Here is a 13,989-nt window from a genome sequence, read left to right on the forward strand (position 1 = left end):
GGTTCGCACGGATCGGGATACATCTCAAGGGTGGAAACCGTCGCAGGGCGGCGATAGCATCGACCACGGCAAACGGGCGAGGGACAGGAATTGGATTGGACACGGCTGATTTTCGACCTGATTGACCTGAGGTCGTTCTCCAATCTGTGGTACTGGATCGCACTGGCCGTCACCTGGTCAACCGCGTCGCATTGGGTGCTCGGTGTGCCCTATGACATGGTGTTGCGCGCCCGCCGGGTCGGCGGGCAGGCCGAAGCCGACCTCGAAGACCTCGTCCGTATCAACGTCAACCGCATTTTATATATTGTCGGTGAGGCGGGATTGTTCCTGATGATCCTTTTGTCATTCACGCTGACGACGCTGGCGCTTCTGGGATTTGTCTACAAGGTGGAGTTCTGTCAGGCCCTGTTCCTGATCGGCGCCCCGATGACCCTGGTCGCCTTCATGAGCGTCACGACGGCCCGGCACATCGAAGAAGGCGGGGAGCAAGGCGAGGCTTTGCAACGAAGGCTGTCATATCACCGGCTCGCGGTTCAGGTCCTCGGCATGATCTCGATATTTGTCACGGCAGTGTGGGGTATGCTTCAGAATTTCAACATCTCGGTCCTGCCCGGTTGACACCGGCAACGGGGCGGATAGGTGAAGGCGGATGACAAGGCCCGCCCATATTGCACTATCCGGCGCCCCTGAGGGTTACGACGCCCGGCTCCTCGCTGCGGAGCTGGCGAAGGGTGCGCCTGTCTGCCACATCGCCCGCGATGACAAGCGAATGGAAGCTATGCGGGCGGCGTTGGCCTTTTTCGCACCCGATGCGTTGGTATTGACCTTCCCGGCGTGGGACTGCCTGCCTTACGACCGGGTCTCTCCCAATGCCGATACGTCAGCGACCCGCATGGCAACCCTTGCTGCGCTGATACAGGGTTTGCCGGGGCCGTTCATTCTGCTCACGACATTGAACGCGGCGACCCAGAAACTGCCCGCGCGCGAGGTGTTGCAAGCGTCCTCGTTTACCGCCCGGGTCGGCCAGCGGGTGAACGAAGGTGCCTTGCGCGACTTCCTTGTACGTATGGGATTCAGCCAGAGCCCAACGGTAACCGAACCTGGCGACTATGCGATCCGGGGTGGCATCATCGACATCTATCCGCCGGGGGAGGGCGGGCCGGTCCGGCTGGATCTTTTCGGCGATGTGCTGGACGGCGCGCGACGCTTCGACCCGGCAACGCAACGCACGACCGAGAAACTGACGGTTGTGGAACTCGCCCCGGTTTCCGAGGTTATTCTCGACGAGGCCGCGATCACCCGGTTCCGCCAGAACTACCGTATCGAGTTTGGCGCAGCGGGCACCGACGACCCCCTGTATGAGGCCGTAAGCGCCGGTCGCAAACATGCGGGCATGGAGCATTGGCTGCCCTTCTTTCACGAGCGGCTTGAGACGCTGTTTGATTACCTGCCCGGCGCCTCGGTCATGCTGGACGATCAGATCACGCCTGCCCGTGATGCGCGTTGGGAGGGGATCGCGGATCAGTACGATACACGTCTGGAGGCGATGAAGCGCAAGGACCGGCTGGATTCGGTCTACAAGCCCGCTGCGCCGGGACTGCTATATCTTGACGATGCCGGATGGGATGACGCACTCGCCGGGCACCGTGTTATCCAGCTGGTGGAACTGCCGCAAGCCACGGGCCCCGGCGCGCTGGATGCAGGCGGGCGTATCGGGCGAAACTTCGCGCCGGAACGGCAACTTGAGAACGTCAATCTTTTCAGTGCACTGGCAGACCATCTGAATGCCCGCCGCGCCGACGGGCAGGTCGTAGTCGCCTCCTATTCCGACGGCGCGCGGGAGCGGCTGAAAGGGCTCTTGGAGGACGAAGACGTCCTGGGGGCAAAGTTGATCCGCGATATACGCGATGTACCCGAGGGTAAGGGCGGGCTGTTCCTCGCGGTTTGGGCGCTGGAACACGGGTTCGAGGGCAAAGGCCTGACCGTCATTTCCGAACAGGACGTTCTGGGCGACAGGCTGATCCGGGGTGCGAAGAAAAAGCGCAAGGCCGAGAATTTCCTGACTGAGGCACAATCGCTGTCGCCCGGCGATCTTGTTGTCCACGTCGATCACGGCGTCGGCCGTTACAACGGGCTGGAGACGATTCTGGCGCTCGGCGCACCGCATGATTGCGTGGCGCTGGAATATGCCGGCGGCGACCGTTTGTTCCTTCCCGTCGAGAATATCGAACTTCTCAGCCGCTACGGTCACGATGAAGGGCTTCTTGACAAGCTCGGCGGTGGGGCCTGGCAGGCCAAGAAGGCCAAACTCAAGGAACGTATCCGCCAGATCGCCGAACGGCTGATGCGGGTCGCAGCCGAACGCCTGTTGCGCAAAGCGCCGATCCTTGAGGCGCCGCATCACGAATGGGACGCGTTTTCGGCCCGCTTTCCCTATCAGGAAACCGATGACCAGCTTTCGGCCATCGACGAGGTGTTGGACGATCTGGCTGAAGGTCGCCCGATGGATCGTCTCATCGTCGGCGATGTAGGCTTTGGCAAAACCGAGGTTGCCATGCGCGCGGCCTTCATCGCTGCCATGTCAGGCGTTCAGGTCGCGGTGATCGCGCCCACAACACTGCTCGCGCGCCAGCATTTCAAGACTTTCGCTGACCGCTTCCGGGGCACAGCGATTTCGGTCCGCCCCCTGTCGCGTTTCGTCAGCGCCCGCGATGCTCAGGCCACGCGCGAAGGGCTGGCCGAAGGCAGCGTGGATATCGTCATCGGCACCCATGCAGTGCTGGCCAAACAGGTGAAGTTCCGCAATCTCGGTCTTCTGATCATAGACGAGGAACAGCATTTCGGCGTCACCCACAAGGAACGTCTGAAGGAGATGCGATCCGAGATCCATGTCCTGACACTCACCGCCACGCCGATCCCGCGAACACTTCAACTCTCGCTCACAGGTGTCCGTGATCTTTCAATAATCGGCACGCCGCCCATCGACCGTCTGGCGATCCGCACCTATGTCAGCGAGTTCGACTCCGTAACAATCCGCGAAGCTCTGCTCAGGGAACGCTATCGCGGCGGGCAGAGCTTCTACGTCGTTCCGCGCATCAAGGATTTGCCCGAGATCGAGGACTTCCTGAAAAACCATGTGCCGGAAGTTTCCTATGTCATCGCTCATGGCCAGATGGCGGCGGGCGAATTGGACGAGCGCATGAACGCCTTTTACGACGGGCAGTATGACGTGCTTCTGGCCACGACCATCGTCGAAAGCGGCCTCGACATCCCGACCGCGAACACGATGGTGGTGCACCGGGCCGACATGTTTGGACTGGCGCAGCTCTACCAAATCCGGGGCAGGGTGGGACGGTCGAAACTGCGCGCCTACTGCTACCTGACGACTAAACCAAGAACGCCCCTCACGCCGAATGCCCAGAAACGGCTCAGGCTTCTTGGCTCACTCGATTCACTGGGCGCGGGTTTTTCACTGGCCAGCCAGGACCTCGACCTTCGAGGCGCCGGCAACATCCTCGGCGAAGAACAATCGGGCCATATCAACGAGGTGGGTTACGAACTGTATCAGGCGATGCTGGAAGAGACGATTGCCCGGATCAAGGCAGGCGACATTTCAACGCCAACCGAAGACGATGGCCAATGGTCGCCGCAGATCAATCTGGGCGTCCCGGTGATGATCCCGGAAAGCTACGTCCCCGACCTGGATGTCCGCCTCGGCCTTTACCGTCGCCTGTCGTCGCTGACCACAAAGGTCGAACTGGAAGGTTTCGCCGCTGAACTGATCGACCGTTTCGGCCCCGTTCCGAAAGAGGTCAATACACTTCTCCTCGTCATGCGGATCAAGGCAATGTGCCGACGCGCGCATATCGGACGGCTGGATGCCGGACCGAAGGGAGCGACGATTCAATTTTACATGGATAAATTCTCAAATCCCAGCGGCTTGGTTGACTATCTTCATGCTCAGAACGGGCTGGCCAAGATCAAGGACAACAAGGTCGTCGTACGTCGCGACTGGGTTAAGGACAGCGACAAGATCAAGGGCGCTTACGCCATCGCCCGAGATCTGGCGGAGAAAGCGAAAGCTGAGGCCCCAAAGTGATCGAAAGGCGGTGACCGGGGATTGGGCCACCGCCTTTCTGGCCAAAGGGCAGGGACAGGCCCCGGCCGCTGGCCCGATTACCAGACACACCCGTCGACATCGCACCAATAGCCGACGCTGCAAGACATCACTAGCTACCCACCTGGTGCAATACGTGACGACATGCCACGAACCTGACCCGAGTATTTTGATACCCCACCGGACCGTTTGCGGCGTCACATGGACACCGCCGGGGTTAGGACTGAATTATCGCTGCCGGCTAAACAATCGCGCCCCGATGTTATCCGATAACATCCGCACGCGGGACCAGCCGCATCAGGAGAAGGGCCATCAGCGAACAACCGAGAACCCCTGCCATAAGCGGTACTGGTGTGCCGTTAAAAGCCAGTCCGATTGGCACCGCGACAAGAACCGAAAGAACCGTTGCCAATGCCGCCACGATGGAACTCGCCATGCCGGCGATATGGCCCATCGGTTCCAGCGCCAGCGCGTTGAGATTGCCGATGGTCAGGCCGGTCATGAAGAAAACTGTTATTGTCCAGTAAAGATAGAGCCAGAAGTTCATGTAATCCGGCACGAGACCAAAAATGAAAATCGCCAGAATGACGGTGGAGTTCGCGACCTGCGCAGCGAAGGTCGCCTTTACCATTAACCGCATGCCGAGATGGGGGACCAACCGCGCATTCAAAAGGCTCGCCGTGCCAGCAATAATCGCAATCACCGCGAACCATTTCGGGAAACCCTCTGCCCGACCAAAACTCTGGTCGAAGACCTGCTGGGTTGAGGAGAGCGTCGTGAAGAGTGACGCGAAGGCCAGCGTCTGGACCAAAGTTACCGACATGACCAACCGATGGGTCAGCACTTCCCGCGCGGCCTCAATCAGCGCGAAGGAGGAGAATGGGCGGCGATTGCTGACCGGCAAGGTCTCGGCCTGACGCAGCATAAACCATGTTATCGACATCGCGGCGAAAAGGACGAAGGCGACGAAGATTCCGCGCCAGCCAAACCCGGCGATGATGAACGCACCGAAAAGCGGCGCCACGGCGGGCACGAGCGTGAAGACCATCATGACGAACGAGACAAGCCGCGCCATATCGCGGCCTGCATAAAGATCGCGGATCAGCGCCACTCCGGCGATGCGGGGCCCCGCAACACCGAGCCCCTGCAACAGACGCGCCGCAAGGACCAATTCCAGCGTCGGCGCGGCCCAGGCCAGTACCGCACCGATGGAATAAAGAACCGCGCCCCCAAGGATCACCGCCCGCCGCCCGAACGTGTCCGATAGGGGACCTGTGACGAAAGTGCCGATGCCCATGCCAAGAACAAAGCTGGTGATAATCAACTGCGCCCGGTTCGGTGCGTCAGGCGTGAGTTCAGAGGCAATTTCCGGCATCGCCGGCAGCATCGCGTCGATCGAGAAGGCCGTCATGGCGAACAGCATCGCCAGAAGGCCGACGAACTCCACGGTCGGCAGGCGGCGGATCGCGGTGGTGTCGGGAAGGGTCGTCATCGCTCCGCGTCCCGCTGCATCTCGGTGATGCGCTCTGTCAGTTCCCCGATGATCTTGCCCCAGGTCTCGGTCGGCTGCGCGCCCTGCAGGACATGCTGGTTGGCGATGACGAAGCACGGCACACCGGTCACGCCTCGTTCACGAGCATGGGCATCGCGGGCACGGATATCCTCCACATCGCCGTCCCCGTCCAGCAGACGTCGCATCATGGCGCGGTCCAGCCCAACCTCTCCGGCGATATCGGCCAGCACATCGGCGTTACCTACGTCGCGCCCGTCACGCCAGAGCGCGCGGAAAAGCGCGGCCACCATAGGAGTCTGTCGTCCCTCCAACCCCGCCCAATGGATCAGACGGTGAGCGTCGAGCGAGTTCGGAGTTCGCGCAATTTTTTCGAGGTTCAGTTCAACCCCTGCCTGTTCAGCGTGCTGGACAAGCGGCGCATAGGCGCGTACGGCACCGTCCTTGCCGCCGAACTTCGCCTCCATATAGGCGCGCCGGTCCATGCCCTCTTTCGGCATGTCCGGGTTCAGTTGAAACGGATGCCATTCGATCGCGAACGGATGGTCGGCATGCGCCTCCAGCGCCCGGTCGAGATAGGCCTTGCCGACATAGCACCAGGGGCAGGCGATGTCTGAAAGAATATCAAGCCGGATCATTGGGTTTCCTTCCATTCCTCACGCAGAGCGCGACGGTTGATCTTGCCGTTTGGTGTAACCGGAATACCGTCCCGGTGAATGTAGAGACGGGGCTGCTTGTACCGCGCGAGGCAGGTATCGGCATGAGTGATCAGTTCTGCTTCGCCGGCGTCACCCGTATAGAAGAGCGCGATAACCGAAGCGTCGGCCTTGACTGGCACCTCGACGGCCGCGCTTGCGGTAATGCCGGGATAGGTGTTCATTGCTGCCTCGATCTCCGCCGGTGAAACTCGGAACCCGCCGGCACTGATCATGTCGTCGGCCCGGCCGAGCGTGGTGATGGCACCGTCTATGGCCATCACAACCATATCGCCCGTCGGAAACCATTCGCGTTTGGGCGCGTTCAGATCATCTCCCTCAAGCGTACCCAGAAACAGCCCGGGATCGGAGCGATGGACGGCGAGGATACCAGACGTGCCGCGCGGCACCGCTCTTCCATCCGCGCCCAGAACCGCAATACGGCGGCCCGGCTGGGCGTAACCTGTAGTCCCGTCCGGCGAGGGATGGGCGGGTGAGGACGACAGGAAGGTGGAACATTCCGACATGCCCATCGCCTCGTGCAGATCGGTACCGGTTGCGGCCTGCCATGCCGCACGGGTGGCTGGCGGCAGCTTTTCTCCCGCCGACAGGCCGTGGCGCAGGCGGGGTAGTGACAGCTTGTGGCCCGGTTTGAGGATCTTCCGGTAAACTCCGGGTACAGCGGCGAAAATCGTCGCATCAAAGCGTTTCGCCAGCAGCGGCAGCATTTCTGACTCTACGCCTTCGGCAGGAATCAGCGCGGTTGCGCCCGCGACCCACGGATCAAAAAGCCCGGTGCCGAGCGTATAGGTCCAGTTCAGAGCGCCCGCATGCATCAACCGGTCGTCGGGTCCGATCCCGGTCCAGCCCTCGGCCATCATGCCCCTCGCCCAGACGGCGCGATGCGCATGGGCGACTGCGCGTGGGCTGCCCGAGGTTCCGGAGGTAAAGACGACATAGGCCAGCCTGTCGGGATCGCCCATCACAAAACCGGCGGACGGAAGGGTTTCGAAGTCGCGCAACTCTGCCTCGGTCAGAACCGGGCAGGACGGGGTCTCGGGCAGGGCAATTCCGGCCCCGGCGACGATCAGAGCGGGGCGGATGGTGGCGTAAAGTCGCGTCACCTCTCCCTCGGTAAGGCCCGCGGCGGTGGGTACCGGGATCAGCCCCGCCGCCACCGCACCGAGAAAGGCCAACGGGAAACCGACACCATTGCCCAGTCTCAGCATCACCCTGTCGCCGGGCATAAGGCCTCGTCGCTGGAGCCCGCTCGCAACGCCGCACACGGCAGCCTCCAGCCGCCCGTAGCTCCAGCGCTCCGCCCCATTTGCCCGGACGATCTGCAAGGCGATATGGTCGGACCGCTCACCGGCGCGCGCCAGAACATGTGCTGCCAGATTGAAGGGTGTGGGGCAGGCTGGAAACGGTTGAGAGTCAGTCACGGATAGCATGACCCTTCGCTACGCTCTGGGTCCGGGCGTTGCAAGCGGGGACGGAATGGCGTTAATGCAGAGCCATGTCTATCGAGATGAACAGATGAGCGACATCGACCCGACCGGCATTATCCGTATCGCCCGTGCCGACGGGGCCGAGACGGAGAGGGCCGAGCCCCTCAATCTGGGCCTAAGAGTGCGTGAATTGCGCAAGGAGCGCGGCTGGACACTGGAACAGGCGGCAGGCCAGGCGGGGCTTGCGCGCTCGACGCTGTCGAAGATCGAAAACGGTCAGATGTCGCCCACTTACGAGGCGCTGAAGAAACTCGCCGAGGGGCTGGCGATCTCGGTTCCGCAGCTATTCACGCCGCCTTCCAAGGGGCAGGTTTCCGGCCGGATGGCGGTGACGAAATCGGGTGATGGGCAGGCCCATGCGACCGCGACATATGAGCACCGCCTGCTGGCAGGCGCTTTGCGCGCAAAACAGATGCTGCCATACACCGCCCGCATCCGGGCCCGATCCGTGGAGGAATTCGACGGCTGGGTACGCCATGACGGCGAGGAGTTCCTTTATGTGCTGACCGGCGTCGCGCGGCTCTACACCGAGTTTTACGAACCGGTCGATCTGCGCCGAGGCGACAGCGCCTATTACGACGCTTCGATGGGGCATAACGTAATTTCGCTTTCGCCCGAGGACGCGACGATCCTGTGGGTGACGAGCCTGATGTGATTGGTTGAAGGATTTTGAGATGCGCGTGACCACGAGCCCGATTGAGGGGCAGAAGCCGGGAACCTCGGGCCTTCGCAAGAAGACGAAGGTATTTATGTCAAAAGGTTATCTGGAAAACTTCATCCAGTCGATCTTTGACGCAACAGGGGGCGCTGAAGGCAAGACCTATGTTCTGGGCGGCGACGGGCGGTATTTCAATGCCGAGGCCGCGCAGATCATCCTGAAGATGGCTGCCGCCAATGGCGCGCGGCGGATGATTGTGGGGCGGGGGGCGCTCCTGTCCACGCCCGCTGCCTCGCATCTGATCCGTCTGAACGGCACCGATGGCGGCATCATCCTGTCGGCCTCACACAATCCAGGTGGACCGGAGGCGGATTTCGGCGTCAAGTTCAACGGCCGCAATGGCGGCCCGGCCGCTGAGATGGTCACCGATGCGATCTTTGCCCGAAGCGGCGAGATAGACACCTATTTCATCGCCGATGAGCCGGATGTCGATTTGTCAAAGATCGGCACACAACAGATTGGTTCCATGGAAATTTCCGTCATTGACCCCGTGGAGGACTACGCCGCGCTGATGGAGAGCCTCTTCGACTTTCCGAAAATCCGGGCGTTGTTCGCGAGCGGCTTCCGGATGCGGTTCGATGCGATGTGCGCGGTGACCGGACCCTATGCGAAGGATATCCTCGAAGCGCGACTTGGGGCCGCGCCGGGAACGGTTGTCCATGCCGAGCCTCTGCCCGATTTCGGCGGCATGCATCCCGACCCGAACCCGACCTGGGCGCATGAGTTGATGGATGAGATGTCCGGACCCAATGCACCAGATTTCGGCGCGGCCTCCGACGGGGATGGGGACCGCAACATGGTCGTCGGGCCGGGCATCTATGTGTCGCCATCCGACAGCCTCGCTGTTCTGGCTGCCAATGCGCAACTTGCGCCGGGATACAAGTCAGGTCTGAAAGGCGTGGCGCGCTCCATGCCCACCTCTTGCGCTGTTGACCGTGTGGCGGAGGCGTTTGGGATCGGCGCCCATGAAACGCCGACGGGCTGGAAATTCTTCGGCAACCTGCTGGACGCGGGCCGGGTGACGCTCTGCGGTGAGGAAAGTTTTGGCAGCGGATCGGACCATGTGCGGGAGAAGGACGGACTCTGGGCCGTTCTTTTCTGGTTGAATATTCTTGCTGAACGCAATGAAAGCGTTGAGGAAATCCTGACTGCGCATTGGCACGAGTTCGGCCGCAACTACTACTCCCGCCACGACTTCGAGGCGCTACCAGTGGAGGTAGCGAACAAAGTCATGGACGGATTGCGCGCGCGACTGGCGGGTCTGCCCGGTACTGGGGTCGAAGGTCTGGTTGTGAAATCTGCCGATGATTTCGCTTATGAAGATCCGGTCGATGGTTCGACGTCGCACGGGCAGGGGCTGCGCGTCGTTTTCGAAGATGGGTCACGTATCGTGATACGCCTTTCGGGCACCGGGACCGAGGGCGCTACACTCAGACTCTATCTTGAACGTTACACGACCGGGCCTGGCGGGCTGGATCTCGAGGTTCAGGCCGCCCTAGCACCGATGATCCGGGCGGCGGAGGAATTGGCCGGAATTCGGGGCGTGACAGGGCGCGACGGTCCGGACGTCGTGACCTGAGGCGAGGCCGGGGGCGCAGCCCCCGGACCCCCGGAGTATTTTCGGACAGAAAGTGGAGGCGATCAGCTCCGCAGGCGGTGTCCCTCGGCATCGAAAGCGTATGCCCTGGCCGGATCATAGGAAAGCGCTATAGGTTGGCCAACGCGCTGATCATGTTGTCCGAAAAGGCGTACAGTGACCGTATCACCCGCATCGGTGCCCACGAGCAGGTTCGTGTCGCCACCCAGCCTCTCGACATGGGTGACAGTACCCTTGATCTGCCCATCGGGTGAAACGCGCAGGTGTTCCGGGCGAATGCCCAGCGTGGCACCCTTCGCGCCAAGGGCGGCGGCGGGAAGGAAATTCATCGAGGGCGCGCCGAGGAAGCCCGCGACGAACTGGTTGTCGGGGTCGTTATAGAGCTGCATCGGCGAGCCCACCTGTTCCACCCGTCCGTCGCGCAGGACCACGATCCGGTCGGCGAGTGTCATCGCCTCGGTCTGATCGTGAGTGACGTATATCATGCTGGCGCCAAGCTCGCGGTGAAGCCGTGCGATCTCGACGCGCGTGGCCATACGTAAGGCGGCATCGAGGTTCGACAGGGGTTCATCGAAGAGGAAGAGTTCGGGTTTCCTCACGATGGCGCGGCCAATGGCCACCCGCTGGCGCTGGCCTCCACTGAGTTCGGCAGGGCGGCGTTTGAGGTAATCCTCCAGCGACAGCATCTTCGCGGCAATGTCTATGCGTTCGGCGATTGTGGCTTTGTCTTCGCCCGCTTGTTTCAGCCCCAGCGCCATGTTTCCCGTCACATCGAGATGAGGATAGAGCGCGTAGGACTGAAACACCATTGCAATGCCGCGTTTGGCGGGTGGCGCCGTGGTGACATCGCGGCCGCCGATGCTGATCGTGCCCGAAGTCGCATCTTCCAGCCCCGCAATGACTCTGAGCAATGTCGACTTTCCGCAGCCGGAAGGGCCGACGAAAACGATGAACTCGCCCTCGGACACTTCAAGGTCGATATCCTTCAGGACATGAACCTGACCGAAAGATTTATGTATGTTTTCTAGTTTGAGCGCGGTCATCTTCACCTCAAAGTTCTATAGCCCGACCGGAGCGGATGCTTTCATCCGCGGCCAGACAGATGGCGAGGGACGCGACGGCGTCCTCCATATGACGGGTCAGGTCGATGTCCTCGGCGATGGCGCGCAGCATGTAAGCCTGCTCGGCGTCGCAAAGCGCCTGATGGCCGGGTTCCTCTGGGAAACTTATGTCGGTGTCGGCTCCATCCGTGCGGTGGATGCGAAGGCTCCCGACCTTGGTATGGCCTTCGACGCTGTCGCTGTCGGGGTGCATGCCCGAGAGGATCGACACCGCGCCTTTGGGACTGATCACATCCTTCACAAAATACGCGACCTCGGACATCATCGGCCCCCAGCCGGCCTCATACCAGCCGACCGACCCGTCAGCGAAGACGACCTGGAACTGACCGTAATTGTACATGTCTTCGGCGATCTCATCCGACAGGCGCAGGCCCATGCCATGCACGCGGACGGGGCGCGCATCGGTGATCTGGCACATCACATCGACATAGTGGACGCCGCAATCGACGATCGGCGGCGTCGTTTGCATGAGCGCCTTGTGCACCTCCCATGTCGGGCCGGTGGATTGCTGGTTGAGGTTGAGACGGAAAACGTAAGGTCCGCCGAGTTCGCGCGCCTCGACGATCAGGCGCTGCCATGAGGGATGGTGGCGCAGGATGTAACCGACCACCAGCTTGCGGCCGGTGGCCTTCGCGCAGTCGACCACGCGCTGCGCATCGGCGACAGTTGTCGCCAGCGGCTTTTCGACGAAGACATGGGCACCAGCCTCCATCGCCGCCACCGCGTAGTCCGCATGACTGTCGGAATAGGTCGCGATGACGGCGAGGTCGGGTGTCGTGGAGGCAAGCGCCCAAGCGAAATCGTTGAAGACAGGGTAGGGGGCAAGGTCCGGGTGATCGCAAATGCCGGACCGGTTCACGAGCCCCACGATCTCTGCATCCGTATGTTGTTGGTGGGCCAGGGCATGGGAAAGCCCCATATTGCCCAGACCGGCGATCAGAACCCTCATTTGACTGCCCCCGAGGTGATGCCGCGAATAAGCTGGCGCGAGAAGATGACGTAAAGCACCAGCACCGGCAGGATCGCCAGCGACAGAGCCGAGAGGACCGCGTTCCAGTCAGTCACGAACTGACCGATGAAGACTTGTGAGCCGAGCGTCAGGGTTTTCGTCTCTTCCCCGGGCGCAAGGATCAGCGGGAACCAGAGGTCATTCCAGATTGGGATCATGTTGAAGACAGCGACCGTGGCCATGGCCGGGCGGACGAGCGGCAGCACCAGCTTGAAGAAGATCGCGTATTCGCTCATCCCATCGATGCGGCCCGCATTTTTCAGATCATCCGAGACCTGCCGCATGAACTCGCTGAGGATAAAGACCGCGAGTGGCAGTCCTTGCGCCGTATAGACGAGGATCAGCGCCCAGAGCGTGTTCACAAGCCCCGTCTGCACCATCAGTTCCAGGATCGCGACGGTACCGATGCGGATCGGGATCATGATCCCGAGCGCAAGGTAGAGCCCCATCAGCGTATTGCCCCGGAACCGGTATTCCGACAGCGCAAAGGCCGCCATCGCCCCGAAGAGAAGGATGAAGAACAACGACGCCACCGTCACGATGAAGGAGTTCTGGAAGTAGAGGAAGAAATCCCCCTGCTTCATCACCGTCTCATAGCCGATCGTCGAAAAACTGTCGGCAGAGGGCAGGGCCAGCGGTTCGCGAAAGATCGCCTTCCGGGTCTTGAACGAGTTGATCAGGATCACAACGACCGGGAAGAGCGCAATCACGGTCCAGGTGATCAGCGCCGCGTGTGCGGCGAAGGAATTGAGCGGATTCTGGCGGGCCTTGTTCATCATCCCCCCTCAGAACTGGTAGCGCCGCATGCGCGTCTGGATGGCGAAGAGATAAAGGCAGACACCGGCAAGGATGATCGCGAACATCGCGGTCGCGATGGTGGAACCCATATGCGGATCGCCCAGTTGCAGCTGAAAGCCGAAGAAAGTGCGGTAGAGGAAAGTCCCGAGGATATCGGTCGAATAGTCCGGTCCGGCCAGCGCGCCTTGTGCAGCGTATATCAGGTCGAAGGCGTTGAAATTACCGACGAAGGTCAGGATGGAGATGATGCCGATCGAGGGCAGGATCAGGGGCAGCTTGATCTTCCAGAAGGCCGACGCGCCGGTGATGCCGTCAATCTCACCCGCTTCCAACACCTCCTCGGGGATCGACAGAAGGGCGGCATAGATCAGCATCATCGGGATACCGACGAACTGCCAGACCGAGATCAGCGCCAGCGTCGTCAGCGCGTATTCCTCTTTCCCGAGCCATGGCGCGAAAAGCGACTTCAACCCGACAGCATCAAGCATCGAGGGCGCGATGCCCCAGATTGGCGAGAGGATCAGTTTCCAGGCGAAACCGACGATGACGAACGAGAGGATCGTCGGGATGAAAATCGCCGACCGGTAAAGTGCTGCAAAGCGCAGGCGTGGATGCGACAGGATCGCTGCCAATGCCACGCCGATCGGGTTCTGGACCAGCATATGGACGATGAAGAACCAGAAATTGTTGCCAAGCGCGTTCCAGAAACTCTCCGACCAGCGCGGGTCGCCGAACAGGGTGCGGAAGTTCATCAGCCCGGAAAAGACGCGCCCTTCCTCGCCGGACGTGTAGAGGGCAAGCCGCAAGGTGTTGAACAGCGGCCAGATCATCACCGCCGTATAGACAAGGACGGCGGGCGCCAGAAACACCGCGATATGGAGCCGCGACTTCGTGGTCATGGCCATCCTCCCTTTTC

11 protein-coding genes are annotated in these 13,989 nt (G+C 61.3%); 4 read left to right on the top strand and 7 right to left on the bottom strand.

Translation table 11 applies throughout. The features are described from left to right. Window positions 1-90: 90 nt before the first annotated feature. Complete coding sequence (locus QKW60_RS12845) at window positions 91-618, top strand: component of SufBCD complex (protein ID WP_282369241.1); 528 nt, start codon at window positions 91-93, stop codon at window positions 616-618. A gap of 31 nt (window positions 619-649) precedes the next feature. Then, window positions 650-4,099, top strand: a complete 3,450-nt coding sequence (mfd, locus tag QKW60_RS12850; protein ID WP_282369242.1) for a transcription-repair coupling factor — start codon at window positions 650-652, stop codon at window positions 4,097-4,099. A gap of 280 nt (window positions 4,100-4,379) precedes the next feature. Here the strand turns inward: mfd and QKW60_RS12855 are convergent, their stop codons facing one another. The 3 genes from QKW60_RS12855 to QKW60_RS12865 are packed head-to-tail and all read right to left on the bottom strand — an operon-like array spanning window position 4,380 to window position 7,773. Beyond that, the gene (locus tag QKW60_RS12855; RefSeq protein WP_282369243.1) at window positions 4,380-5,609 is read right to left on the bottom strand and encodes a multidrug effflux MFS transporter; all 1,230 of its coding nucleotides are present in this window, start codon (window positions 5,607-5,609) and stop codon (window positions 4,380-4,382) included. Beyond that, on the bottom strand, window positions 5,606-6,265 hold the full coding sequence (locus QKW60_RS12860) for a DsbA family oxidoreductase (protein WP_282369244.1): 660 nt from the start codon (window positions 6,263-6,265) through the stop codon (window positions 5,606-5,608). The genes QKW60_RS12855 and QKW60_RS12860 overlap by 4 nt, the downstream gene beginning before the upstream one ends. Continuing rightward, window positions 6,262-7,773 carry a class I adenylate-forming enzyme family protein gene (locus tag QKW60_RS12865; protein WP_282369245.1) on the bottom strand — a complete coding sequence of 504 codons (1,512 nt, stop codon included), beginning with the start codon at window positions 7,771-7,773 and terminating at the stop codon, window positions 6,262-6,264. Before QKW60_RS12865 ends, QKW60_RS12860 begins: the two co-directional genes overlap by 4 nt. Window positions 7,774-7,858: 85 nt before the next feature. Here QKW60_RS12865 and QKW60_RS12870 point away from each other — a divergent pair, with 85 nt between their 5' ends. Both QKW60_RS12870 and QKW60_RS12875 read left to right on the top strand, forming a co-directional pair. Then, window positions 7,859-8,485, top strand: coding sequence for a helix-turn-helix domain-containing protein (locus QKW60_RS12870; RefSeq protein WP_282369246.1), 627 nt, complete (start codon window positions 7,859-7,861; stop codon window positions 8,483-8,485). A gap of 19 nt (window positions 8,486-8,504) precedes the next feature. Continuing rightward, window positions 8,505-10,127 carry an alpha-D-glucose phosphate-specific phosphoglucomutase gene (locus QKW60_RS12875; RefSeq protein ID WP_282369248.1) on the top strand — a complete coding sequence of 541 codons (1,623 nt, stop codon included), beginning with the start codon at window positions 8,505-8,507 and terminating at the stop codon, window positions 10,125-10,127. Between the two features lie 62 nt (window positions 10,128-10,189). Here the strand turns inward: QKW60_RS12875 and QKW60_RS12880 are convergent, their stop codons facing one another. The 4 genes from QKW60_RS12880 to QKW60_RS12895 are packed head-to-tail and all read right to left on the bottom strand — an operon-like array spanning window position 10,190 to window position 13,972. Continuing rightward, the gene (locus QKW60_RS12880) at window positions 10,190-11,188 is read right to left on the bottom strand and encodes an ABC transporter ATP-binding protein (RefSeq protein WP_282369249.1); all 999 of its coding nucleotides are present in this window, start codon (window positions 11,186-11,188) and stop codon (window positions 10,190-10,192) included. A 7-nt stretch (window positions 11,189-11,195) separates the two neighbouring features. Then, on the bottom strand, window positions 11,196-12,215 hold the full coding sequence (locus QKW60_RS12885) for a Gfo/Idh/MocA family protein (protein WP_282369250.1): 1,020 nt from the start codon (window positions 12,213-12,215) through the stop codon (window positions 11,196-11,198). Next, complete coding sequence (locus QKW60_RS12890; RefSeq protein ID WP_282369251.1) at window positions 12,212-13,051, bottom strand: carbohydrate ABC transporter permease; 840 nt, start codon at window positions 13,049-13,051, stop codon at window positions 12,212-12,214. The genes QKW60_RS12885 and QKW60_RS12890 overlap by 4 nt, the downstream gene beginning before the upstream one ends. 9 nt (window positions 13,052-13,060) lie before the next feature. Beyond that, complete coding sequence (locus QKW60_RS12895; protein ID WP_282369252.1) at window positions 13,061-13,972, bottom strand: carbohydrate ABC transporter permease; 912 nt, start codon at window positions 13,970-13,972, stop codon at window positions 13,061-13,063. Window positions 13,973-13,989 lie beyond the last annotated feature (17 nt).

Source organism: Albidovulum aestuarii (assembly GCF_029961185.1).
In the GTDB taxonomy this organism is placed as follows: Bacteria; Pseudomonadota; Alphaproteobacteria; order Rhodobacterales; family Rhodobacteraceae; genus Albidovulum; species Albidovulum aestuarii.

What these genes read in the sequence shown, in the direction of transcription:
- mfd (WP_282369242.1), top strand. Translation starts at nt 650, where the DNA reads ATGACAAGGCCCGCCCATATTGCACTATCCGGCGCCCCTGAGGGTTAC.
- QKW60_RS12855 (WP_282369243.1), bottom strand. Translation starts at nt 5,609, where the DNA reads ATGACGACCCTTCCCGACACCACCGCGATCCGCCGCCTGCCGACCGTG.
- QKW60_RS12860 (WP_282369244.1), bottom strand. Translation starts at nt 6,265, where the DNA reads ATGATCCGGCTTGATATTCTTTCAGACATCGCCTGCCCCTGGTGCTAT.
- QKW60_RS12865 (WP_282369245.1), bottom strand. Translation starts at nt 7,773, where the DNA reads ATGCTATCCGTGACTGACTCTCAACCGTTTCCAGCCTGCCCCACACCC.
- QKW60_RS12870 (WP_282369246.1), top strand. Translation starts at nt 7,859, where the DNA reads ATGAGCGACATCGACCCGACCGGCATTATCCGTATCGCCCGTGCCGAC.
- QKW60_RS12875 (WP_282369248.1), top strand. Translation starts at nt 8,505, where the DNA reads ATGCGCGTGACCACGAGCCCGATTGAGGGGCAGAAGCCGGGAACCTCG.
- QKW60_RS12880 (WP_282369249.1), bottom strand. Translation starts at nt 11,188, where the DNA reads ATGACCGCGCTCAAACTAGAAAACATACATAAATCTTTCGGTCAGGTT.
- QKW60_RS12885 (WP_282369250.1), bottom strand. Translation starts at nt 12,215, where the DNA reads ATGAGGGTTCTGATCGCCGGTCTGGGCAATATGGGGCTTTCCCATGCC.
- QKW60_RS12890 (WP_282369251.1), bottom strand. Translation starts at nt 13,051, where the DNA reads ATGAACAAGGCCCGCCAGAATCCGCTCAATTCCTTCGCCGCACACGCG.
- QKW60_RS12895 (WP_282369252.1), bottom strand. Translation starts at nt 13,972, where the DNA reads ATGACCACGAAGTCGCGGCTCCATATCGCGGTGTTTCTGGCGCCCGCC.